This window comes from Streptomyces lavendulae subsp. lavendulae (assembly GCF_002803845.1).
GTDB classification, from domain to species: domain Bacteria; phylum Actinomycetota; class Actinomycetes; order Streptomycetales; family Streptomycetaceae; genus Streptomyces; species Streptomyces lavendulae.
The window spans coordinates 36,336-58,495 of record NZ_CP024985.1 but is presented as its reverse complement, the minus strand read 5'-3'; the positions used below and the strand labels follow the sequence as shown (position 1 = coordinate 58,495).

The 22,160-nt window shown below is 69.4% G+C and carries 24 protein-coding genes and 2 pseudogenes; 3 read left to right on the top strand and 23 right to left on the bottom strand.

Annotated elements, in window-relative coordinates; genetic code table 11:
- Positions 1 to 492: 492 nt before the first annotated feature.
- On the top strand, positions 493 to 1,206 hold the full coding sequence (locus SLAV_RS00285) for a hypothetical protein (protein WP_030239877.1): 714 nt from the start codon (positions 493 to 495) through the stop codon (positions 1,204 to 1,206).
- A gap of 9 nt (positions 1,207 to 1,215) precedes the next feature.
- Here the strand turns inward: SLAV_RS00285 and SLAV_RS00280 are convergent, their stop codons facing one another.
- From SLAV_RS00280 to SLAV_RS00265, 5 genes are all read right to left on the bottom strand, one after another.
- Entirely contained in the window at positions 1,216 to 1,569 is a 354-nt protein-coding gene (locus tag SLAV_RS00280; RefSeq protein ID WP_244225225.1) for a VOC family protein, read from the bottom strand.
- A 324-nt stretch (positions 1,570 to 1,893) separates the two neighbouring features.
- On the bottom strand, positions 1,894 to 2,223 hold the full coding sequence (locus tag SLAV_RS41950; protein WP_234333902.1) for a glutamate ligase domain-containing protein: 330 nt from the start codon (positions 2,221 to 2,223) through the stop codon (positions 1,894 to 1,896).
- Between the two features lie 47 nt (positions 2,224 to 2,270).
- On the bottom strand, positions 2,271 to 3,275 hold the full coding sequence (locus SLAV_RS00275) for a UDP-N-acetylmuramoyl-tripeptide--D-alanyl-D-alanine ligase (protein WP_051841430.1): 1,005 nt from the start codon (positions 3,273 to 3,275) through the stop codon (positions 2,271 to 2,273).
- A gap of 7 nt (positions 3,276 to 3,282) precedes the next feature.
- Positions 3,283 to 3,906 carry a cysteine peptidase family C39 domain-containing protein gene (locus tag SLAV_RS00270; RefSeq protein WP_030239872.1) on the bottom strand — a complete coding sequence of 208 codons (624 nt, stop codon included), beginning with the start codon at positions 3,904 to 3,906 and terminating at the stop codon, positions 3,283 to 3,285.
- Between the two features lie 18 nt (positions 3,907 to 3,924).
- Positions 3,925 to 4,278 carry a D-alanine--D-alanine ligase family protein gene (locus SLAV_RS00265; RefSeq protein ID WP_158740928.1) on the bottom strand — a complete coding sequence of 118 codons (354 nt, stop codon included), beginning with the start codon at positions 4,276 to 4,278 and terminating at the stop codon, positions 3,925 to 3,927.
- A gap of 135 nt (positions 4,279 to 4,413) precedes the next feature.
- On the opposite strand from SLAV_RS00265, the pseudogene SLAV_RS00260 reads away from it, so the two are divergent.
- A pseudogene (locus tag SLAV_RS00260) lies at positions 4,414 to 4,653 on the top strand (transposase family protein); the annotation flags it as partial.
- A gap of 168 nt (positions 4,654 to 4,821) precedes the next feature.
- Here SLAV_RS00260 and SLAV_RS00255 read toward each other — a convergent pair.
- The 5 genes and pseudogenes from SLAV_RS00255 to SLAV_RS00245 all read right to left on the bottom strand — a co-directional run bounded on the left by SLAV_RS00255 (position 4,822) and on the right by SLAV_RS00245 (position 8,809).
- Positions 4,822 to 5,541 (bottom strand): HNH endonuclease family protein, encoded by a 720-nt coding sequence (locus SLAV_RS00255; RefSeq protein ID WP_030239871.1) that lies wholly within the window; start codon positions 5,539 to 5,541, stop codon positions 4,822 to 4,824.
- 76 nt (positions 5,542 to 5,617) lie between these two features.
- Positions 5,618 to 5,836 (bottom strand): hypothetical protein, encoded by a 219-nt coding sequence (locus SLAV_RS00250; RefSeq protein ID WP_030239868.1) that lies wholly within the window; start codon positions 5,834 to 5,836, stop codon positions 5,618 to 5,620.
- Between the two features lie 411 nt (positions 5,837 to 6,247).
- Positions 6,248 to 6,763, bottom strand: coding sequence for a hypothetical protein (locus SLAV_RS40695; protein ID WP_158740926.1), 516 nt, complete (start codon positions 6,761 to 6,763; stop codon positions 6,248 to 6,250).
- A 774-nt stretch (positions 6,764 to 7,537) separates the two neighbouring features.
- Positions 7,538 to 7,726: pseudogene (locus tag SLAV_RS43485) on the bottom strand (helix-turn-helix domain-containing protein); the annotation flags it as partial.
- A 321-nt stretch (positions 7,727 to 8,047) separates the two neighbouring features.
- Entirely contained in the window at positions 8,048 to 8,809 is a 762-nt protein-coding gene (locus SLAV_RS00245) for a GntR family transcriptional regulator (RefSeq protein WP_158740924.1), read from the bottom strand.
- 359 nt (positions 8,810 to 9,168) lie between these two features.
- Here SLAV_RS00245 and SLAV_RS00240 point away from each other — a divergent pair, with 359 nt between their 5' ends.
- Positions 9,169 to 9,603 (top strand): hypothetical protein, encoded by a 435-nt coding sequence (locus SLAV_RS00240; RefSeq protein WP_030239864.1) that lies wholly within the window; start codon positions 9,169 to 9,171, stop codon positions 9,601 to 9,603.
- Positions 9,604 to 9,721: 118 nt separating this feature from the next.
- On the opposite strand, the gene SLAV_RS00235 is transcribed toward SLAV_RS00240, so the two are convergent.
- The 13 genes from SLAV_RS00235 to SLAV_RS00175 all read right to left on the bottom strand — a co-directional run bounded on the left by SLAV_RS00235 (position 9,722) and on the right by SLAV_RS00175 (position 22,086).
- A complete protein-coding gene (locus SLAV_RS00235) occupies positions 9,722 to 10,138 on the bottom strand; it encodes a hypothetical protein (protein ID WP_158740922.1) in 417 nt (138 codons plus the stop codon).
- A gap of 349 nt (positions 10,139 to 10,487) precedes the next feature.
- On the bottom strand, positions 10,488 to 13,889 hold the full coding sequence (locus tag SLAV_RS43020; protein ID WP_100660726.1) for a LysM peptidoglycan-binding domain-containing protein: 3,402 nt from the start codon (positions 13,887 to 13,889) through the stop codon (positions 10,488 to 10,490).
- Positions 13,890 to 13,921: 32 nt separating this feature from the next.
- On the bottom strand, positions 13,922 to 14,419 hold the full coding sequence (locus SLAV_RS00225; RefSeq protein WP_234333891.1) for a pilus assembly protein TadG-related protein: 498 nt from the start codon (positions 14,417 to 14,419) through the stop codon (positions 13,922 to 13,924).
- Positions 14,420 to 14,423: 4 nt separating this feature from the next.
- Positions 14,424 to 14,888 (bottom strand): TadE/TadG family type IV pilus assembly protein, encoded by a 465-nt coding sequence (locus SLAV_RS00220; RefSeq protein WP_030239853.1) that lies wholly within the window; start codon positions 14,886 to 14,888, stop codon positions 14,424 to 14,426.
- Entirely contained in the window at positions 14,885 to 15,235 is a 351-nt protein-coding gene (locus tag SLAV_RS00215) for a TadE family protein (RefSeq protein WP_267884277.1), read from the bottom strand. Before SLAV_RS00215 ends, SLAV_RS00220 begins: the two co-directional genes overlap by 4 nt.
- Positions 15,236 to 15,381: 146 nt before the next feature.
- Positions 15,382 to 15,588 carry a hypothetical protein gene (locus SLAV_RS00210; protein ID WP_030239849.1) on the bottom strand — a complete coding sequence of 69 codons (207 nt, stop codon included), beginning with the start codon at positions 15,586 to 15,588 and terminating at the stop codon, positions 15,382 to 15,384.
- A gap of 22 nt (positions 15,589 to 15,610) precedes the next feature.
- Positions 15,611 to 16,492, bottom strand: coding sequence for a type II secretion system F family protein (locus SLAV_RS00205; RefSeq protein WP_030239847.1), 882 nt, complete (start codon positions 16,490 to 16,492; stop codon positions 15,611 to 15,613).
- A complete protein-coding gene (locus SLAV_RS00200; RefSeq protein ID WP_030239844.1) occupies positions 16,492 to 17,442 on the bottom strand; it encodes a type II secretion system F family protein in 951 nt (316 codons plus the stop codon). Before SLAV_RS00200 ends, SLAV_RS00205 begins: the two co-directional genes overlap by 1 nt.
- A complete protein-coding gene (locus SLAV_RS00195) occupies positions 17,442 to 19,001 on the bottom strand; it encodes a TadA family conjugal transfer-associated ATPase (protein WP_030239842.1) in 1,560 nt (519 codons plus the stop codon). The genes SLAV_RS00200 and SLAV_RS00195 overlap by 1 nt, the downstream gene beginning before the upstream one ends.
- Complete coding sequence (locus tag SLAV_RS00190; RefSeq protein WP_030239839.1) at positions 18,991 to 19,806, bottom strand: CpaE/TadZ family protein; 816 nt, start codon at positions 19,804 to 19,806, stop codon at positions 18,991 to 18,993. Before SLAV_RS00190 ends, SLAV_RS00195 begins: the two co-directional genes overlap by 11 nt.
- The gene (locus SLAV_RS00185) at positions 19,806 to 20,534 is read right to left on the bottom strand and encodes an SAF domain-containing protein (protein WP_234333889.1); all 729 of its coding nucleotides are present in this window, start codon (positions 20,532 to 20,534) and stop codon (positions 19,806 to 19,808) included. The genes SLAV_RS00190 and SLAV_RS00185 overlap by 1 nt, the downstream gene beginning before the upstream one ends.
- A gap of 50 nt (positions 20,535 to 20,584) precedes the next feature.
- Positions 20,585 to 20,785: a hypothetical protein gene (locus SLAV_RS41935; RefSeq protein WP_234333888.1), complete on the bottom strand. Its 201-nt coding sequence runs from the start codon at positions 20,783 to 20,785 to the stop codon at positions 20,585 to 20,587.
- 695 nt (positions 20,786 to 21,480) lie between these two features.
- Positions 21,481 to 22,086, bottom strand: coding sequence for a hypothetical protein (locus SLAV_RS00175; protein ID WP_158740920.1), 606 nt, complete (start codon positions 22,084 to 22,086; stop codon positions 21,481 to 21,483).
- Positions 22,087 to 22,160: the final 74 nt, after the last annotated feature.

The window sequence follows — 22,160 nt, the reverse complement described above, 5'->3', positions numbered from 1 at the left end:
TAGGTCCCGAAGCAGACAGTCCACTGCACGTTTCCTCTTCTGCCCGTTTCTGCCCGCGGGCGTAGAGCAGAGCCACCACTTCGGCGTCGACCAGGGCAGGCCGCACCGGGACGAGAAAACGGCTCGGTTTGTCGGCCAGCACGCTTACGAAGGAATCGGTGTCGTTGAGGCGTACTCAGGGCCAGCACGACAAGTGCGGCGTTCGTAGCCCCATCCAGTGAGTCGCCCCAGGAGTGGGAGGTGCCATTGCACGAGTTTTTTGCCGTACACGCCCATCACTCTCTGGACGGCATCCCCGGACTTTCATCCGACTCCAGCGCATATTCCAGCCAATGTCGGACATGGTGGCTTTGTAGGCGAGTTCCGAGAACGTCTGTTGCTCAGCGCTGGGATCGCCTGGTTCCACGTGAGAGTGATGTCGCCGAGTTTTGAGAACACGTCGGTGCTTGATTCGGGACCCTGGTTGTGCTCTGCACGACGAGGGGGCCCGGGGTGCTGCCGAAGTCCAAGGTCGATCTGTACGCGGCGATCCGCCGTGACGCCAGGACGGGCATGTCGCTGCGGGCGCTCATGCGGAAGTACGGCGTCGGCTACGAGACCGTGCAGCGGGCTCTGGTGTCGGCGTTGCCGGAGCCGCGGAAGAAGATGAGCCCGCGGGAGACGCGGCTGGACTCTTTCAAGCCGGTGATCGACGCCATCCTCACCGCGGATCTGACCGCGCCGCGGAAGCAGCGCCACACCGTCAAGCGGATCTACGACCGGCTGCTGGACGAGCACGACGCCGCCGGCATCTCCTATCAGATGGTCCGCGGATACGTGGCCGCCCGCCGTGAGGAGATCCGCCTGCAGACCGGCCGAGGAGTCGTGGACGCGTTCGTCCCGCAGACCCACAAGCCCGGTGCCGAGGCCGAGGTCGACTTCGGGGACGTCACGGTCAAGCTGGCCGGCGAGCTGGTGACCTGCTACTTGTTCGGGTTCCGGTTGTCGTACTCGGGCAAGGCCGTCCACCGCATCTTCGCCTCGGCCGGGCAGGAGGCGTTCTTCGAGGGCCACGTCCACGCTCTCAACGTGCTGGGCGGGGTGCCGACCGGGAAGGTCCATCATCGAGACCGGCACCGACTCCTACCGCCTCGCCACCACCCGTGCCCGCGCCGAACAGGCGGCCAGGTGAGCCGAGGCGGACCAGCAGTCACTGAACTTGCCTGAACAACAGGGTCAGGGGCCGACGTACTCGAAGACCCCGCCGTGCGGGTGCCGCAGCACCGCGCGGCGGCCGTTCGGGGTGGTCTGAATAGGCATCACGATTTCGGCTCCCCCCGCCCCTGCCTCATCGACCGCGGCGTCCAAGTCGGCGACGGTGAGAGTCGCCGCCACCCCCGCGACTCGCTGCACCGCCTCGTCAGGTCCGGCGAACAGGAGGAAGGGACCGACGCTTGCCAGGGTGACCCCAGCAAAGGCGAACCGCGATGCGGTGCTTCCGGTCAACTTCTCGTAGAAGGGCACAGCCGCATCCAGATCCTCGACACGCTGTCGCACGACCACTGAATCAATAGCCATGGTCGACATCATCACACCTTCCTACGTACCTGCGAAGGTCGTCTCGGCGTCCGGCAAGCCACGAAGCCGCCAGGCGCGTTTGAGACGCCTCGACGCTGGACGTCAAACGACAAGCTCAGGGACAGCCTCCGGCGCTTCGGGAACCCGAAGCCCAGACCGCGAGACAGGGGCTCCCCCTGTTCCTACTTCTCGCCAACATCTTCAGGGCTGTCAGCTCCTGGTCGTTCTCGGAATGCAGCGACAATCGTTCCTGCTTGTGACCTACGCAGCCAGACATGGCTTAGCCCCGCTGCCGGTGGGGCGAACGGGGCTTGCTTGCCAAATATTTTTCCGACCCTATGGGGTAGGCATGCCGGCCAGCTCGCGGGCGACTGCTTCGAGCCCGAGGGCGTTGGCGCCCTTGACCAGGACCACGTCGCCGGGTTTCAGCACGCGCGTGATCTCCTCGATGAGGGGGACGCCCTCCGATGCCTTGGCGGCGGTGAGGCCGGCGGCGGTGATGGTTGTGAGCATGCGGTCCATGTGCCCGCTTCCGATCCCGATCACCTTGGCCGGTCCGAGGCGGATGACCTGCTCGGCCACCCGGTCGTGCCAGGCAGCTGCTTCATCACCCAGCTCCGCCATCTCGCCGAGCACCGCGATCTTCCGGCGGGTCGGATCGGCGATGTCGCTGAGCGCAGCCAGAGCAGCGAGTACGGATTCGGGGCTGGCGTTTAGGCGTCGTTGATGACGGTGACCCCGTCTGCGCGGGTGGTGACCTCCATACGGCCGCCGCTGGAGATTTCGGCTTCGCGTAGTCCCTGGGCGATGCGGTCCGTGGGGACGCCGGCAGCGATGGCTGTGGCGGCAGCGGCCAGGGCGTTCAGCACATTGTGGCGGCCGTGGACGCGCAGGTCGATGTGTCGTCGGCCGGCGCTGTGGACGAGAACGAAGTGCGGTCGTCCGTCATGCTGCACGACGACCTGCTCCGCTCGAATGTCGCAGCCTTCACCGAAGCCGAAGGTGATCACCGTTGCGTTGGTATCACCAGCCATGGCCGCCACCAGTGGGTCATCACCGTTGAGGACAGCGGTGCCGTGTGCGGGCAGCGCCCGGACGATCTCTGCCTTCGCCCGGGCGATCACTTCCCGGGATCCGAATTCGCCGATGTGTGCGGATCCCACCCCGAGGACTGTGGCGATCGTAGGGCGGGCGATGCCGCACAGAGTATCGATGTGTCCGAGGCCGCGGGCGCCCATCTCCAGCAGGAGGTACCGGCTGCTGTTCTTGACCCCGGAGACGGTGACTGGGAAGCCGATCTCGTTGTTGAACGACCGGGGTGTCGCCACGGTAGGGCCGTCCAGCTCCAGGATGGACTTCAACAGGTCCTTCGTGCTGGTCTTGCCAGCCGATCCGGTCAGTCCGATCACCGTGCCGGTGAAGAGGGAGGCGACACGCGCAGCGATCTGCGCCATCGCTCCCAGAACGTCGGGCACCACGATGGCAGCCGCGTCCACGCTCCGGTCCGCCAGCACGGCGACCGAGCCAGCCTTCACCGCCTCCCTGGCAAAGTCGTGTCCGTCTACAGACTTGCCGCTAAGGCAGCAGAACAGGCTGCCGGGGGTGATATCGCGGGAGTCGAACACCAACGGACCGGTGATCAGCCGTGCGGGATCGTCAACGCCGGTGAGCTGTCCGCCGGCGGCAAGCGCGGCATCCTGCAGGGAGAGAGGGATCATGATGCTCCTACTGTGCGTGGCCCAGAACGACCCCCCGGCCGGCGAAGAACCGCCCGAGATCCGCCCGTGGCACCTGGTGGAACTGCTGTGAGATCTCCGGAAACCCGGAGGGGTTGTGGATTGCAATGTGGTTGGCGTTGGACCCCACGGCGAGGACGAGGTGCCCGCCCCGCTGGGCCGGCTCAAGGTCGAGGGTGCGGATGCTCCTGTGCACTGACAGAAGCACCAGCCGCCCGCGGGCAACCTCGGCGTCTACCTGCTCCACCGACAGCTGAGGCCGGGACTCGGCGAACAGGCCCCACCGCGTGGCGACCCACGCGGCGAACGGGGCGTAGATCAGTCCTTGGACCTGATCGCCGTCGCGCACGTACGCTCCGGCGGCCAACGCCTCACGGACCAGTGGCACTGACGCGGGCACGGGGTGCCCGAAGTACCCCAGCGCCATCCGCAGGCACGCCATGCCGCACATCCGCGGCGCCCAGAATGCGTACTCCTCGGCCGTGTCGGCACCGGAGGACGCCCAAAGCGGATCAGCAGCTGCGGCCGTGGTGCCCGAGACGAACTCGGGCACCAGGGAGGCGGACTCCCACTGCGAGAAATACGGGACATGGTGGGTGGTAGCAGTAGTCATGCCCCTACTCTGCCGCCGTCACGGCACGTACGAGACCTTGGTGAACGCGGTGTCGAGCACCCGCTTGATCAGCTCGACGTACGACACGCCCGCCGCAGCCGCCATCGTCGCGAGATTCCCGTGCTCCGAGAGGCCAGGCACCGTGTTCACTTCCAGGACCAGGCTCCGGCCGTCCGAGCAGACGAGGAAGTCCACCCGACTCACCCCGTGCGCGCCGATCAGCCGGTGCACCCGCAGCGCGGTCTCCATCACACGCTGCTCCACGTCCTCGGGCAGGGCGGCCGGACATGTTTCGCGGCGAAGCCCCTGGTCGTGCTTCGCCTCGTAGTCATAGAACGCGCGATCTGTCTCACAGGCCAGCAGCGGCAGCACGACGGGCCCGCCTTGGTGGAGGATGCCGACCGTGCACGGGACGCCGTTAATTTACTGCTCGACCATGTACTCGGCGTACGGCTGATTACGCCGCGCCCGCAGCAGCTCAGCGAGTTCCTCCGCGCTGCGGCTGATGCCGACGGCGGCTATCCCGGCACCGGACTCGTCATGCCCTACCGCCGGCGCAAAGGTGAAGACCTGCCCGGCTGGAAGTGGGAGCGCAACACGTTCCACAGGCAGGTCCGCGCCCGCGTCGAGCGTGTCTTCGCCCGCATGACCTGGAAGATCCTCCGCGACTGCCGACTCAAGGGCGACCGTGTCCACCACGCCACGCGCGGCATCGCCCGCCTGCACAACCTGGCCCTCGCCGGATAGGCGAGCGGGCCGCACAGTGAACAGTCACGTGCACACCGCACCAAAGATCATTCCCGGGACAGCCCGTAGGGCTTCACCCACCCCACTGCAGCATGGGTTTCGTACCGATGTGCCGGAAACGCCAGGCGCGCGAGCTGCGTGGACACGGTGCCCCGGAGGCCAAACGGGTTAGGGAGCTGATTCGTAAACGACGGTGGTGGCGGGGCAGTCCTCGGCGAGTCCGAGGAGGGCATGGCGTTCGCTTTCATCGACGGCCAGGTCCCAGCGCAGCTTCGTGCCGACCCAGGAAGCAGCGTACGTGCAGTGGTAGGAGTCGTCCGACGGCAGCCACTCCGCCGGATCCTTGTCGGCCTTGCTGCGGTTGGAGGCGGCGGAGACCGCGATCAGCGTGTCCGGGGAAGCCTGGTCGTTGGCGTACGCCTCCCGCCGCGCCGCCGACCACGGAGCTCGTTCGGAGTCGTAGACCTCGGCGAGCGGGACGAAGTGGTCTACGTCTAGGCGGGCTGCGTCGGAGACAACGACATTGTCGTAAGCGCTGAGCCAGGATCCGCTGGTCAGCTTGCAGCCGGCCGCGACCTGTGGCGCCGTTACGGCTTCGGCGAGGATGACTTCCTTGCGGGTGTCGCAGCCGTCCGTCGCGTTCAGGCCACGGTTCCAGTGCTTGTACAGGTCCCGCTTGTAGCCGTCGCGGTGCTCGGCGGCCACAGGGAGCCGGTCGATCGCCTCGAACAGCGGCAGTGGCGCCCGCACCCCGGCTGGGCCGGTCACTCCGGTCGCGGCCAGTGGTGCTGTCTCGGCGGTAGCCGAGTGGGCAGTCGGAGCTGCGAGGATAGGGAGGGCGCAGAGGGCGAGTGCGGGCAGACCGCGAAACATCAGGTTCTTGATCATACCGGCGGGTCTATCGGGCCGTTCCCCTGCCCAACCAGGGACGTGGAGGACAACTCACCCGTGCGGGTGACCGGATTCACCGCAGAAACGAGCCTGCGCTCTCCGCCTCGTCAGGGTCGAGGTAGCCGCTGTCTCCGGTACCCCGGCTGATGTCCGCGTGGACGAGGACCTGCACTTCGTTCTCTCCGGGCGTGCGCCGGAGCTGGCACGGTCCGCTGGACAGAAACAAGGCCGAGATCCGGTGCGCTGCTTCGAGCACGGCCTTCTCGTGGCCCCGGATCTCGATCGTGATCACGTTCTCGTCGCTCTTGACCGGACGAACCGCGCAAGCGAGCCTCAAGTTTCGGCCAGCGCCAGGGACCACACCTTTGAGCGTTCACGAGCGCCACGTGCCGGAGGAGGTGGTACTGCGGTGCCCCGTGCTGCCGATGCGGCCGCCACGACCTCATGGGTGTGGGTGGTCTCTGCGATCTTGGCCGCGGTGAGGCCCCGGCGGGTGTTCGTGGCGAGGGTCTCTTCGTGGTCTCGGGGACCTTGGCCAGGGGATGTGCGGTGGCCTCCTCATGGGTGCGTGGGCTGCCGGTCTCCAGCTCGGCCGTAATCTCTTGGTCCCTTGCGGGACGGGACGGTGTCCGGAGCTCGGAGCACCTGCCCGTGCCGGGCATGCCCGGCATGCTGGTCATGGATGTGTTGTGGGTGGGGCTGGTCATGGCTGGTGCTGGGTGTAGGGGGCGAGTTCGGGGTGTTGGCGCAGGATTTGCTGGCGTAGGCGGTGTGTTTCTGCGGCTGTGGCGGCGGCGCGTTGTTTGGTTTCTTCCTGGTTTTGTTCTGTTCGGGTGTATTCGGCGTGCTGGGTGTAGGCGTCGTTGAGCATGCGTTCCCATCGGATTGAGTGGCGTAGCCGTTCTGCTTCCTGGGCTGTCTGGGTTTCGGCCAGCAGGTGTGCCGTTGCGTTCTGGATCTTCTTGTGTTCTTCCCGGGCTTGGCAGTGCTGGCACAGGCTGCCTTCGGGCGGTCGTCCTCTGCCGGCTGCTGAGCAGTCGTTGCCCTGGCATTCCCACCACTGGAGCGTGGGGCCGTTGTTGCGTTGCGCGGGTACCCGGCCGCGGCGCCGGTCGGCCCGGCGTTCGGTGCACTTGGGGCATGGGTGCCCCAGGTGCAGGGTGATGCCGTCCTCGCACATGGGGTCGGGGCAGTCTGTGGACGGGCGCACGAGTGCCACTGCGACTCCTACGGGGGAGGCCAGCTGCCCTTCGGCGAGGGCGCGGGCGTAGCCGTGGGCCCACCATCGCTGCCCGATCCGTTCGGTCAGCTGCTGGGGGGTCCGTCCTTGGTCCAGGGCTTGCAGGATCGCCTCACGCAGTACGGCTGGCCGGTGGGGCGGCAGCAGAAGGCTCAGCTCTCGTGGCCATCCTGCTTCCACCGCTTTGACCGCCTCGGCCTGTCCTGCCGGGACCCGCTCGCGGTTCCTCCGGCTCGGCTCGGCTGGGGGTGCGGGCGCCTTGGCGCCTGTGGGCGCGGCGCAGCCGCCGGTGGCATGCGCGCTACTACCTGTAGTAGCCCTGCGGGCGTCATCGGCGCTTCGCGCCGCAGGCGCTGCAGGGGTTTCTTGAGAGGGGAGGGTTAATGGAGAGGGTTGGGGGACTGGCAGTCCCCCCTCCGGGTACTGGCAGTCCCCCCTGCCCCGGGACTGAGAGTCCCCCCTGCCGTCCGGTTCGGCATGTTGTGGGGGAGGGGACTGAGAGTCCCCTGCCGGGTGTCGTGGCCTGCCTTTGTCGCTGCGCTCTGTGCGGGGCGGGGCGGGAGCAAGCAGGGGGCGGGAGCCGGTTGTCAGTGGGGGCAGGCCTCGGTGTGCCCGGTCCTCGTTCACCCGTGCCAGCCGTTGCGGGCCGTACCAGGATGCGGGGATCTGCAGGTCGTAGACCTTGGGGCGGGCGTGTGCCGGGATATAGCGGGCGGCTTCCTGGTTTCCCAGGGTGATGACGCCGCGTTCGGTGAGGGCGGCCAGGCGCCGCTGTACCGTCTTGACGTCGCAGAGCGCGATCCGGGCCAGCGTCCGCCGTGAGGGGAAGGCGTTGGTGCCGTCTGGGTCTGCTTTCTCCGCCAGGCCGGCGAGCAGCATCCGGTCGGTTGTGCTGTTGACCGGGCTGTCGTGCAGGGCCCACAGGATTGGCTCAAGTGCCATGGTGCTCCACCACCTTCGGGGTGGGGGTGCCGGTCTTGTGGGAGGGGGCGTGTGGCGGCCTGGGGATGGATCCGCATAAGCTCATGGCTGAGCGCACCTCTCGGTTCATGCAGCTGGGTGCTCTTCCCCTCGCAGGCGGTCCAGGCCTGTGCGGGGACCTGCGGGCCTCGCCACTTGTGGCGGGGCCCGTGTGGTTTGGGTGATTCGGCATGCCCTACAGAACGATGCCAAGATCACCGCTCTGATCGCCGGCGTACCCTGTGCGGGATCACAGCTGGGCTTCGGCGCAGTTGGTGAGTCACCGGTGAGCAGCCGTGGCGGCTAAGGGATTCCGCCGGTCATGGGCAGGTTCCCGTAGTGCAGCTCCAGACGGTCGGCGGCTCCTACTGTCCGAAGTGCTTCAAGGGCGCGGCCGTCACGGTCGTGCACCACTCGCTCAATGCACAGGACCGGCACGCGTGCGCCGATGCCGAGCTCTGATGCCTCGGCCTTCGTGGGAAGTCGTGCTGTAACGGTCTCGCTGGCGGTTTCAGGCGCCAGCCCCGATGCGGTCATGGCCCTGAGCACGCCACCGGCGATTCGGCCCGGTTCACCCAGCCCGGTGGCGTCAGCCAGTTCGGCCGGATAGAAGGCCTCCTGGACCTGTACGACATCCCCGTCGATCAGGGCGTGCCGGCTGCGGCGGACCACAGGAGCTCCGGGCTCCAGCCCGAGCAGCACGGCGATCGTGTCCGGAGCGGGAAGGCGCTCTACTGACACGGCAGCGATGCTCCCGCCCAGCCCCACTGCGGCCGTTGCCGTCTCCCAGGGCCCCTTGTCTCCGCCCGGCTGTAGAACGAGACCATAGCGACTCAACGGGATTCGCACGCGCGAGCGGCTGCGGACAACCGTCCCGACGCGCGGCTTGCGGACAACGAGACCCCGGTCGACAAGTTCCCGGTAAGCCCGCTCAATGGATGGCTTCGATTCCCCCTCGGCCATCAGCTCCACGGTGGTCGGCATCTTCGAACCGGGCGGAAACTCACCCGACTCGATGCGCTCCGCCAAGCGGTCGGCCAACTCGCGCCATTGCTGCAACGGCATGTGCATACCTCCTGTCACCTGATGCAGCCAGTACACCACAACAACCATGGTTGTTCAGGGAGGGGCAAACAATGCCCGAGCCAGGCAAACACTCAAGAAGGGCCCCCGTGGGCATCTGCGCCAGCAGGGCCAGTCAGGACCTTCCCTGTGCGCACGGGCAAGTTCAGACCACCCTCGCACTGCCCACCGGCCCTGCTCCGGGCTTCCAGCGCGCCTCGCCGCCACACGAAACGTCACCCGTTGGTGTCAATCCTGGTGACTTAGAAGGGCGGTGATCCAGCCCTGGGCCAGCATGGGCGGCGAGCCGTCACCCGTTGCCGGTGGCAGGCCTCTTGTGCTGGGTGACTTGGAGGGGCAGCGTGGAGTTCGTCCTGCGGATCGATGTGGATGGTGCGCTCGTTGTGCTGCCGTGGCCTGATGACGAAGTGGCGCGCGGGGCTCAGGTGAGGGGCGCGGTGGGTGGCCCTGCTGACCGGGCGGTCTACCACCGGCAGGCGCACCTTCATGTGCACGGCAATGGGGCGGCCGAGGGCCTCCCTGTGAACCTCGCGGCCTGGGTGCTGGCTTCGCAGTGGCGTGGGGTGGAGATCCCTTATGGCTTTTATGGGCCGGTGCTGGTGACGGGACCTGAGTGGTCCGCCTTGGGTGATGGTGTTGCCGGTGAGGTGCGCGCGGTGTGCGCGGCGGTTGCCGAGGTGCGCCAGGAGTGGGTGACCCGGCCGCCGGCGGGGGAGGGTCCGGCCCGCGCGGAGATGCTGGCCGCAGCCAGACATTCGGTAGCGGCGCTCGCCTGACGCGGCTTGAAGCGGGTGTTGACTGAACTCGGGTTCGGTGCGGTCCGGGCTTGTTGTGAGGGCCGGACCGCTCCGAAGAGATCGGCGCTGCTGTGGGGTGCGGGTCCGAGGCGGAGGGTCAGCAGTCGGTGGTGGCGTACTTCGTTGCCGGCTCGGTGCCGGTGCCCGTGTCTTCTTGAGGAAGGTCCCATCGGGCGATGCTTCCGTATGAGTCCTCCATCAGCAGGTTTCCGCCGCGCCTGGAGATGTTCATGGAGCTGATCGCCAGGTAGGGCTGGCCTGCCGCTACCTTTCCCCACGGGGTGTAGGAGTCGATGCACCCGTCCCATGGAGCGTCGTAGTAGCGGCTGGCCTTGTTCATCTCGGGCCCGTAACTCCACTTGATGAGGTTGTCTTTCCCGTACCCCTTGAAGGTCCCGCCGTTCTCGGACTCCAGGGTGAGTGCGACGGCCAGGGCGTATTTGCCGGTCAGGGGAAGGGTCTTGTCCTTGGCGAGGGCGTCGCGGTAGGCGACGCCGGTCAAAGTCACCCGCATCCTGTGGCCGTCCTCGTCCCGGAGGGTGACGGTCTCACCGACTTTTCGTCCTTCCTGGCCGACGACGCCTGCTTCGTTCTGTGGCTTTTGCCGGCCCTGTGCCCTGTGCCCACAGCGGGGCCTGGGTCTTGCCGTTTTGCGCGCTGCTGGTGCAGCCCGCGGTGGTGAGGATCAGGAGCGTCGCGAGGGCGGCGGTTGCCTTCTTCATGTGCAGTCCATTTCGTCTGATCGGGAGATGAGCGAGGCCGGGGCCGGCCTCTGGCCGCATCCGGAGAGCACAGACTGGCGGCGCGGTGTGGTGCCGACGGGGCGGGGGTCGGACCGGCTTGTGCGTACCCCCGCCGTGACGTCAGTTGTTGGTGAGGTGAGGAGGGGCTGTCGACAGGGCGTGGTTGATCGTGTCCTCGGTGATGTCGTCGAGGGTGATGTCGTAGGTGCGGGCCATCTGCTGGATTCGGGCGACCGTTTTGCGGACTGCGCTGGTGTTGCCGGCGGCCCGGTCGATGGTCAGGAGGTCGCGGTAGAGGACCTCGGAGGTTTCTTCGACGTCGAGGGCCTGGAGGACGGTGCGGCGGGCGGCGTCGAGGTCGGGGGTGTCGCTGTCGGTGTGCCAGCACGCGAGGGTGTGTGCGGTGTCGGTGATCCGGGACAGCATTTCCTGAATGACGGCATCGGCCCACGGCAGGGTGCGGCCGTCGAAAGGCTTTCCGCGTACGAGAGCCATTGCGGCTTCGAGGTCGGTGATCCCGGCCTTCGGGCCGGCCGCGAGACCGCTCGACGCCAAGGCGCGGAACTCTTCCCAGTCGGATGTGACCGCCCGGTGGAAGGAGTATCCGCCGTCCTTGGGCCGGGGAAGGAGCGGAGCCCCGTCCGTGGCAACGCCGATCTCGGCGCGCAGCTCGGAGAGCCGGGAGTGCAGGGTGCGGGTCGACCACGGTTTCACGGGGTCTACTGCCCTGCACAGGTACTCGGCGCTGCGTCCGGGGCGGAGGTGGATGAGTGCTGCGACGGCGGTGGTGCGGGGCGCGTGGGCTGATCCGGTTCCGCCGGTGATGCGCAGCGCGCCGAGCATGTCGATGCGGACCGTGCGCTCCACGGGGCTGGTGCTGGTGGGGCTGGCCTTCGGGGCCGGGGCGGGTTGGCTGCCGTTGGCCTGGTGGGGGAGCGGGGCCTGCCCGGCGGCTCGTGTGGCCGGAGCCTGGTCGATGTCGTGTTCCTGCGTGGTGTCGGCGCCTGCTTCGGGGGCCTGGGTGGCGGGGCTGGTGGGGGTGGGGTTGAATCCGGCGAGGAGCGCGGGGAAGGGGTTGCCCGGGTCTTGGGCTGCCTCGCTGGTGATTCGCACGGCCAGGGGCATGCCGGAGGCGGCCGGCTGCTGGTGGCTCTCGGTGAATTCCCACGCCCCGGCTGCTGGCTTGGCCTCCTGGACGGAGACTTGGAGGGCGTGGACGTACTGCCGGTATTGCTCGTCGCTGACGCGCTGGAGTCGCACCGGGGTCTCCAGCGGGGCCAGGACGGTGTCCTGGTCGCGGGCGACGTCGAGGATCTCCGCGTGCGGGAACGCACGGCGGGCCTCTGGGCTCGCGGGCAACACCACGGCGGTCGTCAGGGGGCGGGCTGAGGCGAGGGCGTCGGCGAGGAGGTCGACGTCGTTCTCGCTGTGGTCTCCGGCGCCGATCATCAGCCAGGGCAGAACCTGCTCGCCTGACTGGTGGGCTTCGAGCAGGAGTTCGCCGAGGTCGGCGGCGACGGCCGGAAGGTGGGCCATGGTGCGGATGCGGCCCTGCGGGAGGAGTCCGGACAGTCGGCTGCCGAGGCCGGCGGTCAGGATCTCGGCGTAGTCGGTCCACCCGCTCGTGCCCAGTTCCAGGGCGAGGGCACGGGCCACTTCGAGGACCTCGTCGGCGTCGCCGTTCAGCAGCAGGACGCGGCATGTGGTGAGGTCGGCCAGGACAAGACCGTCGCCGTCGGCGCCGAGCGTGACCAGCCCCGGGTAGGGGGCGTGGACGTCGGCGAGATCGTCGGCGCCCGGGAGCACGGCCTGCTCGTCAAGTACCCAGGTGCGGGTGTCAGAGCCGGCGGTGAACGGAGCGATCGGATCGGCGGGTTCGTCCAACAGCAGCGTGATCCCGTTGGCGGCGAGGCGCGCCCCGCGCAGCGCTGGCAGTGCCTTGTTGCTGTTGCTGCTCTCGTTGTCGGTGGCGGCATAGTGGGCGAGGGCGCGCAACACGTGGTCGAGGAGTTCGACGCCCGCGGGTTCGGCGACCGCGTGCAGGACCTGTTCGACGGTGGTGGGGTCGTTGTCCTGGGCGATGGTCTCGCCCGCGCGTCGGGCCCGCTGTTGCAGGATCCGCCGCACGCCGAGAGCTCCGGCGAGTGAGGCGGCCAGCAGGGTGCCGATCCCGGCGATCAGTGCCCAGTTGACGCCGTTCGCGGCGGCCAGGACCTGTGGGGTGCTTACTGCCGGCGAGGCCTGGAGCGGGGAGGCGGCTGGGCTGTTTGCGGCTGGCGGGGTGCTCTGCTGGGGGACCTGGGCTGCGGGCGTGGTCGCGGCTGGCGCCGACTGGGCGGTGGACGCGGACGGCGAGGGCGATACGGCGGCCGGGGCCGTCGGGCTCGACGGCACAGGGGGTGCGGTCGGGGCGGGGGTGGGCTTCGCCGTGGGGGCGGCTGGGGCTGGGGCGGCGGGCGAAGGCTTCGCCGCGGGTGTGGTGGTGTCGTTGCCGGGCCGGGCCTGCGACGGGGGCATCGTCCTGGGGCTGGGGCTGGGGGTGGAGGCGGCGGGGAGGGTGAGCTGCTGCCCGGGGTAAATCAGGTTCGGGTCGGTGAACGTCCTGGCGCCGTCCGGCAGGGGAGTGCCCTTGTTCTGCTCGAAAATTTCCGGGTACCGGTCGGCGTCGCCCAGCTGCACGCGCGAGATGAAGGAGAGGCTGTCTCCCTCGCGGACGCTGTACTGCGCCTGCCCGCTCAGCGCTTCGGCGGCGTTGCCGCGCCCGGCCTGGGTTTTGAGTCCCGCGCTCGGGGCAGGGTGCGCGTCGCTGGGGAGGGTGAGCACCCATCCGGGCTGGATGGGCTGGTCGGCACGGAAGACCGCGCCGTCCGTCATGGAGTGGCCCTCGTTGAGGGCGGCGATTTCCTCCCACCGGTGGGCATCACCGAGGGTGGTTTCGGCGATCGACCACAGGCTCTCGGCCGGCCGTACATCCCGCACCGTGTGCGTCACCAACCCGGTCCCGGCCTCCTGGACTGCTCCCGTATTCGCACGGGCGCTGGCGGCCGTATCCGGGCCGGGTACGGCGGTAGCGCTCACACTCACCGGCGCGGCTGCGGCCGGGGAGGTGGGGGCGGCGAGGGCGGTTCCGGCGGGCAGGGCCAGCAGGACAGCGCCGACCAGTGCCGCGGCAGCCCGCTGTCCCACCAGGCCCCGGATCTGCGGGGCGCTGCGCCCGCGCAGCTGCGCGGGGATCTCCAGCAGGACCGCGAGGGCGAACTGGGCCCAGCTGATCCATCCTGTGACGGCCAGGAGCAGCAGGAACACCTGCCCGGAGTCGTCGGTGGTCAGCAGGTTCGCCAGGGCAGTGATGCCGGGCGGCCCGACCTGGGCGGTTGCCCACCACAGCAGGATCGGGAGGCCGGCCAGCAGAGCCGCAAGGACGGCCAGTGAGAGCAGGCCGCGTACGAGGGCGGCCGCCGTCTGGGCGCCCCCGCGCCCAAGGCGGGGCCGGGAGGGGCGGCCGGGGGTGGGCTGGCTCATGAGCGGGTCCTTCGTGCGCGTGTGGTAGCGGGCTACTGGGGTTGGGTGATGCCGTGCAGGAGGCGGCCGGTGCCGTGGCCGGTCACGTTCATGGACCCGATCCCGGCGACCGCGAGGAATTTCGTGGCGTAGGTGTCGTGGACGGTCACGGTGAGCTTGGTTCCGTCTCCGGACAGGGCGGTGCTGCCGTGGGTGCCGGCGCGTGCGAGGTAGGCCTGGGCTGCGGCCTGGGCGGCCGCGGGGTCGGCGCGGACCTGCCCGCCGGTGATGGCGGTGGCGGGGTCGATGGCCTGCCCTGCGGCGCGGGCGGCCTCCATGGCGATGGCGTCGGCGCGTTCGGTGGCGCGGAGTTTCCCGCTGCCGTCGATGGCCAGTCCGATGATGCCCAGCAGAGCCACGGTGACGATCGCGGTATAAATCGCAACGCCGCCTTCGTCGTCGCGCAGGCTCCGCCGTACCCGCCGCGGTGCGGCGGGCGCAGGGGACAGGCCGGGGGCGGGCGGGGCGGTGGCGGGGTCCGGTGCGGGCATGTGGTTATCCCTCCCGGGAGCGGTAGGCGTCCACTACCGAGGTGAAAGTGCTGGTCAGTGTCTTGGACCCGGGGATGCCGGGGATCAGCAGGTCGGACAGGGGCACGGTGCAGGAGATGGTGACCGTCACGGTCCCGACATTGCCGAGCGGGACGGCCAAGCCGGAGGCGTCGACGCTGGTGTGGGTCGAGGCGCAGTGGATGCCCTGGTCGGCGAGGGAGCGCGCGGCGGCTCCGGATGCTTCGGCTTGGGCGCCGGAGTAGGTGCGAGAGATGGAGGCGGCGCGGGCGGCGTCCTCGGCGGCAGCGTCGATCTTCGCGCCGGAGGTGACGATGCGGCCGCCCGCGATGGCCAGGCACAGCATCATCAGCAGCAGCGGGGTGACGATCGCGGCCGCGATGGACTCGCTGCCCCGGTCCTCGCGCAGCCGTACTCCCAGGCGACTCCACCTGGTGGGGGTGGGGGTCATGGGGTGGTCCACCGTTCGCGTGGGGCACCGGCCGACTGGGACACGCTCAGCCCTGACAAGCCCGGGATCAGGGAGGGGGCTTGTCCGGTGACGGTGACGCGGACCTCGGTGGCGCTGCTGCCCGAGGTGCTGACGGAGGCCTGCCCAAGGCTGTCGCCAGCGATCCGGCCCAGGGTTTCCCGGGCCCGAGCCGCGCCTGCTCCTTCCGGAGCCTGGTAGGTGCGGGCCGCGGCGACCCCTTCACGGGCGGCGGTGAGCGCGATGTTCCGGGCAAAGAACCACATGGCCGCCTGGACTACCGCGACAGTGACCAGGATGACGAACGGGAACACGATCGCCATCTGGATCGATGCCTCCCCCCTGTCCCAGGGGCGACAGAGCTGGTCTTCGGACCGCCCTGATTCTGCCTGCCCTGCTTCTGACCGCCGCGAGTCGTCGCTCGCCGTGCTCTTCACCGCACCCCCAATGCCGCCTGCTTCCTTGTGTCGGACCCTCAGATTCCGCTGAGCTTGACCTGGTACTTGACGACGACGACCGCGATCGTCCCGGCGATGGCGAGAGCACCGGCGACGGCGGCAGTCCAGATGATGATCGTCGTGATGGAGATGTCGCCCCGGTCCATATCGCCGCGGCTGTACGCCTGGATCTTCTCCCAGTGCGCCTTCGCGGCCAGAGACAGGCGGATGACCAGCTTGTTCATACGGGGGTCTCCCTTGGGTGGGTCAGGTGGTGAGCATGCGGATGACGGCGGGGAAGGCGATCAGGAGCATCACCAGGACGGCGAGGAGCGCGCCGGGGGCGGTCATCTTCTCGCTGTTGGCGTTCGCTTCGGCTGCCTGATCCGCCAGGAGCTCGGTGCGCAGGTTCTTCGCACGGGAGCGGAGGGTGGCGTAGACGGAAGCGCCGTCGTCGGCGGACTGCCGCATGATCGCGGCGAGGTCGTCCAGGACAGGCAGGTCCAGTTCGGCAGTCAGGCGGGCCAGGGACTCCCAGTGCGCGGCCTTGTCGACCCGTGACTGCGCCAGCGCTCCCCGGATCCGCTGGAACGCCCAGCCCTCGCCGACCTGGGCGGCCTGCTCCATGGCCTGCTCGGCGGAGACATTCCCGGCCCGGCGCAGCGCGACGAGGTCGAGGTAGGCGGCCATGGCGTGCGCGAACTCGCTGCGGGCGCGTTTGGCCTTGTCCCGGGTGGCGAGGTCGGGGGCGAACCAGAGCACGATCGCGGCCAGGATCCCGACAATCGCGGGCAGGTAGAGCGGCACGCCGAGGAGCAGCAGTGGGAGCGTGGACAGCGGCGGCAGCAGCAGCCCTCCGCCGGCCAGGGCGACCTTGGTCAGCATGAACCGGGCTGGGGTGGTGCCGGTCAGGGCGAGGTCCTTATGGGGGATCCGTACGCCGGGTACGTCCGCCATCCGCTCGACCAGCCACTGCCCCCACCGCTCGTCACGGTCGGCGTTCTCGCCGTCGGAGCGCGGGGGCGGTGCAGGCTGGTTGAGGCGGCGCAGCGCGGGCCCGAGCGCGGGCGCGGGGCGCAGGACTTCGCGGACCAGGAGTGCGCAGCCGGCTCCGATGGCCGCGCCGGACAGGATCGCGGCTACCGGCATCACGCGGTCACCTCCGCACTCGTAGCCCCGGCCTGGGCGCCGGGTGAGGGTTCGTCGTCGGGCAGGGGGGCGGGGGCGACGGCGCTGCGGGGGTCGGTGATCAGGAACCGGGGAACGGGCTTGGTGTCGGCGATCTGCCGCATCATCGCCAGGACGCCCACGAACCCGGCCAGCAGGACCGCCAGGACCAGCTGGCCCAGCAGGGTGCCGTAGGGGGCGGTGTAGGAGGGGATGAGGAATCCGGCACCGATGACGCCGAGGGTGATGATCGTCATCCACCGCATCGTCGTGCGCGGCTTGGCCCGGTCGGCCTCAATCGCACGCCTGCGGGCGACTTCCTCGTGGACGGACTCGGCGAGGTCGTCCAAGGCCTGGGCGAGGCCGGGGCCGCGGTCGGCGGCCGACAGGATCAGCGCGGCCACCACCTTGTCCGCGGTCACATCGTTCAGGGCGTCACCGAACTCGCGCAGGGCGTCCGTCGGCCGCCATCCCACCTGGAGACGGTCGACCAGGTCGCCGACCTCCTCGGCGATGGCTCCCGGGCAGCCCTTGCGGGAGATGTGCAGGGCCTCGTCCAGGCCCCGCCCGAGGCGGAGCACGTTGGCCAGGCGCTGCGTCCAGTCTCCAAGCGACTCCAGCTTCGCGATCCGCGCGGTCGCGGACTTCGTAGGCGACAGCAGCCACGGCACGCCAATAACGGCCAGGAACAGCATCGCTCCCGCCACGAACACGCCTGTGACCAGCCACAGCACGATCCCGGCAACCGCGCCGACGACCAGCCGGGTACGGCGGGCCATCTGCTCGTCGCGGCTCGCCAGTTGCCTGCCGGCCCTTATCCGGGCGGCCAGGCCAAGGCCCTTGGGGGCGGTGGTGCCGACGCATCCGGCGACCAGCCCGACCAGACCGCCGGTGGCAGCGAGACCGGCCACCACCCACAGCAGCAGCGTCATCACGTGGCGCCCTCCGTGATCATCAAAGGCAGAGCGGCGGTCCAGGCCCCGCCGGCCTCGGAAAGCAGGGAGGCGTCAAAGCCGACGCGCCGCAGGTCATCGACGCAGCGGGGGAGCATGAGCGGCACCGCACGGTGCTCGCCCCACTCCGGGCGCGGCCCGAAAATCGTGTTGGTGTCCGGGCGGCCGCCTTCACCGATCCCGGTGACCTCCAGGACGTGGGAGACGAACCGGTGACGGTGCCCCCCGATCTTCGTCTCGTCGATTGAGGACACGAACACGATGAAGTGCAGTCCGTTCGCGGCCTGCCGGTAGGCCAGCGCCTCCGACATGTTGGCCTGCGCGAGCAGATACAGCTCGGCGATCCGGTCGAACACCACAGACGGGCGGATGGCATGCAGGGTGCACAGGTTGCCGCCCGCACCGTTCGTCATCGCCTGAAGCATCGCGACAATCTCCGGGCCTCGGACTTCACCGACCACGATCCGGGTCAGCGTCATGCGCAGCGCCCGGTACATCAGGTCCATGAGGGAGATCGCGCCGGCGGCCTGACCGGCGACCATCTCGCCGTTGGACTCGCGGGCCTCCATCGGCACGACCTGGCGGTGATAGCCGTTCTCGTGGGCGAACAGCTCGAACTCGGTCTCCAGCGTCGCGAACCGCTCGTCGGGGTCGATCTCCCGCAGGAGCGCCCGCAACAGTGTCGTCTTCCCCGCGGCCTGACCGCCGACGATCATGACGTTCTTCTCCGCGCGGACGCACGCCCGCAGGAACGACTCCAGAGTGCTGTCCAGCATCCCGCGGCCCACCAGCTCGGGCAGGTCCGCGTGCCGCATCGTGTGCCGGCGGATCGTCACGAACGTGCCCGGGGTGACGTCTGTGACCGCCTGGAGACGGGATCCGTCCGCCAGACGCAGCGCCAGGAACGGATCAGCGGTCGACAGAGAGCGCTCGTTCTGACCGGTCGTCCGCCGAGCGAGATCCCGCAGGAGTTCCCGCAGCTCCTCGTCGGAGTCCGCCACCGGCGCGACGTCCACCCGCCGCCCGTCGGTGAAGTCCAGCGACGTCCGCGCGTACCCGTTGATGAAGATGTTCTCCACCCGCGGGTTGTCGAGATGCTGCTGGAGACGGCCAGCACGGAACTGGAGATCGAAAACAGCCTGGGCGGTCGCCGCGTCTTCACCGGCCGATGTCGCGAAGCCCCGCTTGATGGCCTCCGCGTCCGACCACACCGCGACCTGCTCATTGATCAGATGACGTCCCTGCTGCTCCTGCGCGGCCGGGCTCATGCCCGGCCGGGCGCGCAGCATCTCGGTCAGCCGCTCCCCAACCGCCTTTTTGATCAGCCGTACCGCCGCATAGTCCACCGCGGCCGGCGCAGCGGTGACGGCCACGGCCTGCGACAGAAGACTTGCGCGGGGATCCGCCGGACCGCTTCCACCGGGCACCGGAGGGCGTCCGGGAGGCTGCGCACCACGGTGCGGGGCGAGACCGCGCGGAGCCGTGAGCCGCGACTCCAGTGATACCTCGGGGTTGCTGTGAAGGGGGTTAGCGCGCACCGCTCACCATCCGTCCCAGAGCGGATGCGGGCGACGGGGCCAGGCGGGAACGACGGACCGCCACCAGTTCCTGCACCCGCACAGCGGCCGACCGCGCCGCGCGCATCAGCTCGCCCGACTCGAACCGGCGTGGCTGCTCCGCCCCGTCGGATAGCACCGCGGCCTCTTTCGGCCGCCACGGCAGCACGGCGGTGACCGTGATGCCGAGGCTCTTGCGGACCTCCTCCTTCGAGAACGGCCCGTTGTCCACGAGAAGCATGCCGATCTCCGCCTGGACGCGCTGCTCGCGCAGCGCGTCCAGGCGGACTTGGGCGCTCTGCAACCCGCGCAGCGTGTTCCGGGCGACCAGGACGACGGTGTCGGCACGCTGCGCGAGGACGGCCGACGGTCCGAACGCACCCCGCCGGCCGAGGTCGATCAGCACGTCGTGCCTGTGCTCCTCGATCCCCGCGAACAGGCCCGCCAGGGGCTTCCAGACTGTTTCCATTGCGGAAGCGTGCGCGGGATCGTAGAGACCGGGCAGCACCAGCCGGTCGCGGGTCCCCGCGTCAGTGATATCCACCAGCTGCCGCCAGAACGCCTCCCCGAGCCGCCCCCGACGCCCCGCCACCGCCAAGTTCCGCAAGCCGTGGCTGTTGTCGAGGGTGCCCTGCAACGCGCCAGGCAGGATCGCACCGCCGTCCGGGTCCGCCTCCGCCAGGATCATCCGCTGCCCTTCCGGCAGCGGCCACGTCATCAGCAGCGCCATCGCAGCCGTGGTCACCCCCGGCGCACCAAGCCCGCCCGCAAGCGCGATCACCGTCATCAGCTGCCCCCCTGCGCCGCGACGATCAACGCGACCGCGCCGGTCGCCACGCGCGCGGCCAGCGTCGGCCCGTCCGCGGCGGGCACCGCCACGTCCACCGTCACCACCCCCGTCGCCGGAGCCGCCTCACCAACGGCAACCACCGTCGCCGCCAGCGTCTTCGGCGCCCCGGCCGGCTCACCCGGCTTGCCCCCGGCCGCAGCGGCCGCCTGCACCGGATCCGGCGTCGACACGATCAGCACCTTCTGCCCTGGACTCAGCCGGCTCGCGGGAAACTGCGACGGCTTCAACGCCACACCCACCAACTGCTCACCCGCCTTGACCAGCGAAGACGAGCTGACCTGCGCGGGGGAGAGAAGGGAGCCAGCCGTTAGAGCGACGGCCGCGTGCTGACCGACCATCTCACCCTTCCGCGCGGCGGACACGGCTTTGACCGCCGGATCCAGCGCCAGGGACGCGGGAGCCAGGTCGGCGTCGGTGATAGCGGTGCCCACCGGCACATCCCGGGCCACCACCAGAACGCCGGACCGCTGCCCGGACGCGGTGAACAGCAGGGCGCCCGACAGTCCCCCGGCCGCGATCAGCGCGACGGATAAGGCGATCAGGCCCGGCCGGCGGCGCCGCTGACGCACGACGCGCGGCGCGGCCGCCGGTTTCCCCGGCCCGCAGGCCCCTCCGGTCCCCAGATCGGCAGCCCGGCCGGGCGCGGGCGTGGTGGTGGTGCTCACGTGCAGTGCCTCCAGAGAGAGAAGGAAGAAGAGTGCGGATGCTGGGTCTGCTATTGGCCGACGACCTGGATCTCGCCCACGGCCACGGTGAACGCCGACTGACGGACCTCGGTCAGCTGCCCGGTCTGCCCGCTGCCGGTCACGGCCCAGTCGATGTCCCACTTGGACGTCGCCGTCCCCTGATACCGGCCGCCGGGACCGCCGGCCGACGTCGCCTTGAAGCGGTGGCCGCAGTCGGGCGAATCCGCCATACCGCGCGAGGCCGTATACGGCGTGCCAGGGCCCGTGCAGGTCACGCTCGACCCGTCCCCCATGCTCCACACCACCCGCGACACCGTCGCCGTCGCCCTCACGGTGATTCCACCCGCCGAAGCAGACGCAGAGTTCGGCCCCCACGTCGTCTGGCCCTGCCTTACCCACATCCACACCGGCACGCCTACCATGTAGGTGCCCGCGGCCGTCGGGCTGACGACCGCCGGACCTTCCAAGAGCATGCTGTCGACCGCCCGTTGCGCCAGGACAGCCGGATCGGCAGCCGGGGCCGGGGCGTTCTGCGACCAGAATGCTGATCCCGCGATGTCCATGCTCTTGATGCCGTCAGGACCGGCGCCCAGGCATGGGTTGACGTAGATCGCACCGTCTCCTGGACTGTGCTCTTGCCATAGAGCGCTGCCTGCGGGGGGCTGCGGTACTAACCGACGAACTGCGCAGCTCGGATCGTCCGTCCAGTCGCTGATGTGCCCAGCTGATGGCCTGCTCCCCCCGGCCTCGCTGTTCCCACCGTCCGAAGGGCCCCTTCCAACGCCGCCTCCGGGTAAAGCCGGCACTCCGGCTTCCACGCAGAACCTGTTGTCGGCGCACCTGTCCACGCCGGTGTCCGCGAGGCCTGCGGGCACCACGCCGACAGCAAGGATGAGAGCGCCAAGCACGGTACCGACACCACCTCTCAGCATGCCTGTCCCGGGATCTTCTCCTCGATGACGACCCAGCCAGTGGGCCATTTTTCGGCGGTGAGCTCAGTGACATACCGCACGAGACGCGTCTGGGGGAGCGGGGCCTCATTGCCGGTCTGCTTATCGACAGGCTTCCACTGTGCGACATCGACACAGTCGGTGATCACAGCAGTCTTCAGCTTCCGGCCGTCCTTGAAAATGACAGAGGTTCCAGAGTGCTTTGCCTTACCGGTGACGACCTGCCCTGCGCTGCGGAGCCCCGCAAGACCGGCCTCCGTCTGGGCGTACGCGGAACCGCTCGCAACATCCTTCAAGCCCGTGCCTGCCGAGTCCGACTTCGCGTAGGCCTCAGTGAGGACGCGCCAGTACCGGTCGTAGGCCGTCTGCACTTCTGCTTTGTCGTTGTCCACCGGGCTGCCCGAAGGACTCGGCGAAGACGAAGTGACGGGTGCGGAACTCGGACTTGCCGGGGCCGCCTTGTTGTCACCGCCGTCGCCGCCGCAGCCGGCTGTGAGGCCTGCGAGTGTCGCGGTGACGGCGGCGGCCGCGAGCAGTCGGCGTTGGGCGGTGCGGGTCTGGTGTTGTCGTGCCGTTGTCACGGAGATCTCCCCGGTTGTCACCTCGGTGGGCGGGCGTGCAGAGCGGCCCACCCGAGCTGCCTCGTCGCTGGTGC

Excerpts from the sequence above, each read along its gene's own strand:
- SLAV_RS00280 (WP_244225225.1), bottom strand. The coding sequence starts at position 1,569 with ATGATGTCGACCATGGCTATTGATTCAGTGGTCGTGCGACAGCGTGTC.
- SLAV_RS00275 (WP_051841430.1), bottom strand. The coding sequence starts at position 3,275 with ATGATCCCTCTCTCCCTGCAGGATGCCGCGCTTGCCGCCGGCGGACAG.
- SLAV_RS00270 (WP_030239872.1), bottom strand. The coding sequence starts at position 3,906 with ATGACTACTGCTACCACCCACCATGTCCCGTATTTCTCGCAGTGGGAG.
- SLAV_RS00255 (WP_030239871.1), bottom strand. The coding sequence starts at position 5,541 with ATGATCAAGAACCTGATGTTTCGCGGTCTGCCCGCACTCGCCCTCTGC.
- SLAV_RS00245 (WP_158740924.1), bottom strand. The coding sequence starts at position 8,809 with ATGCCGTTGCAGCAATGGCGCGAGTTGGCCGACCGCTTGGCGGAGCGC.
- SLAV_RS00235 (WP_158740922.1), bottom strand. The coding sequence starts at position 10,138 with ATGCGGGTGACTTTGACCGGCGTCGCCTACCGCGACGCCCTCGCCAAG.
- SLAV_RS43020 (WP_100660726.1), bottom strand. The coding sequence starts at position 13,889 with ATGAGCCAGCCCACCCCCGGCCGCCCCTCCCGGCCCCGCCTTGGGCGC.
- SLAV_RS00225 (WP_234333891.1), bottom strand. The coding sequence starts at position 14,419 with ATGCCCGCACCGGACCCCGCCACCGCCCCGCCCGCCCCCGGCCTGTCC.
- SLAV_RS00220 (WP_030239853.1), bottom strand. The coding sequence starts at position 14,888 with ATGACCCCCACCCCCACCAGGTGGAGTCGCCTGGGAGTACGGCTGCGC.
- SLAV_RS00210 (WP_030239849.1), bottom strand. The coding sequence starts at position 15,588 with ATGAACAAGCTGGTCATCCGCCTGTCTCTGGCCGCGAAGGCGCACTGG.
- SLAV_RS00205 (WP_030239847.1), bottom strand. The coding sequence starts at position 16,492 with ATGCCGGTAGCCGCGATCCTGTCCGGCGCGGCCATCGGAGCCGGCTGC.
- SLAV_RS00200 (WP_030239844.1), bottom strand. The coding sequence starts at position 17,442 with ATGACGCTGCTGCTGTGGGTGGTGGCCGGTCTCGCTGCCACCGGCGGT.
- SLAV_RS00190 (WP_030239839.1), bottom strand. The coding sequence starts at position 19,806 with ATGACGGTGATCGCGCTTGCGGGCGGGCTTGGTGCGCCGGGGGTGACC.
- SLAV_RS41935 (WP_234333888.1), bottom strand. The coding sequence starts at position 20,785 with ATGGCGGATTCGCCCGACTGCGGCCACCGCTTCAAGGCGACGTCGGCC.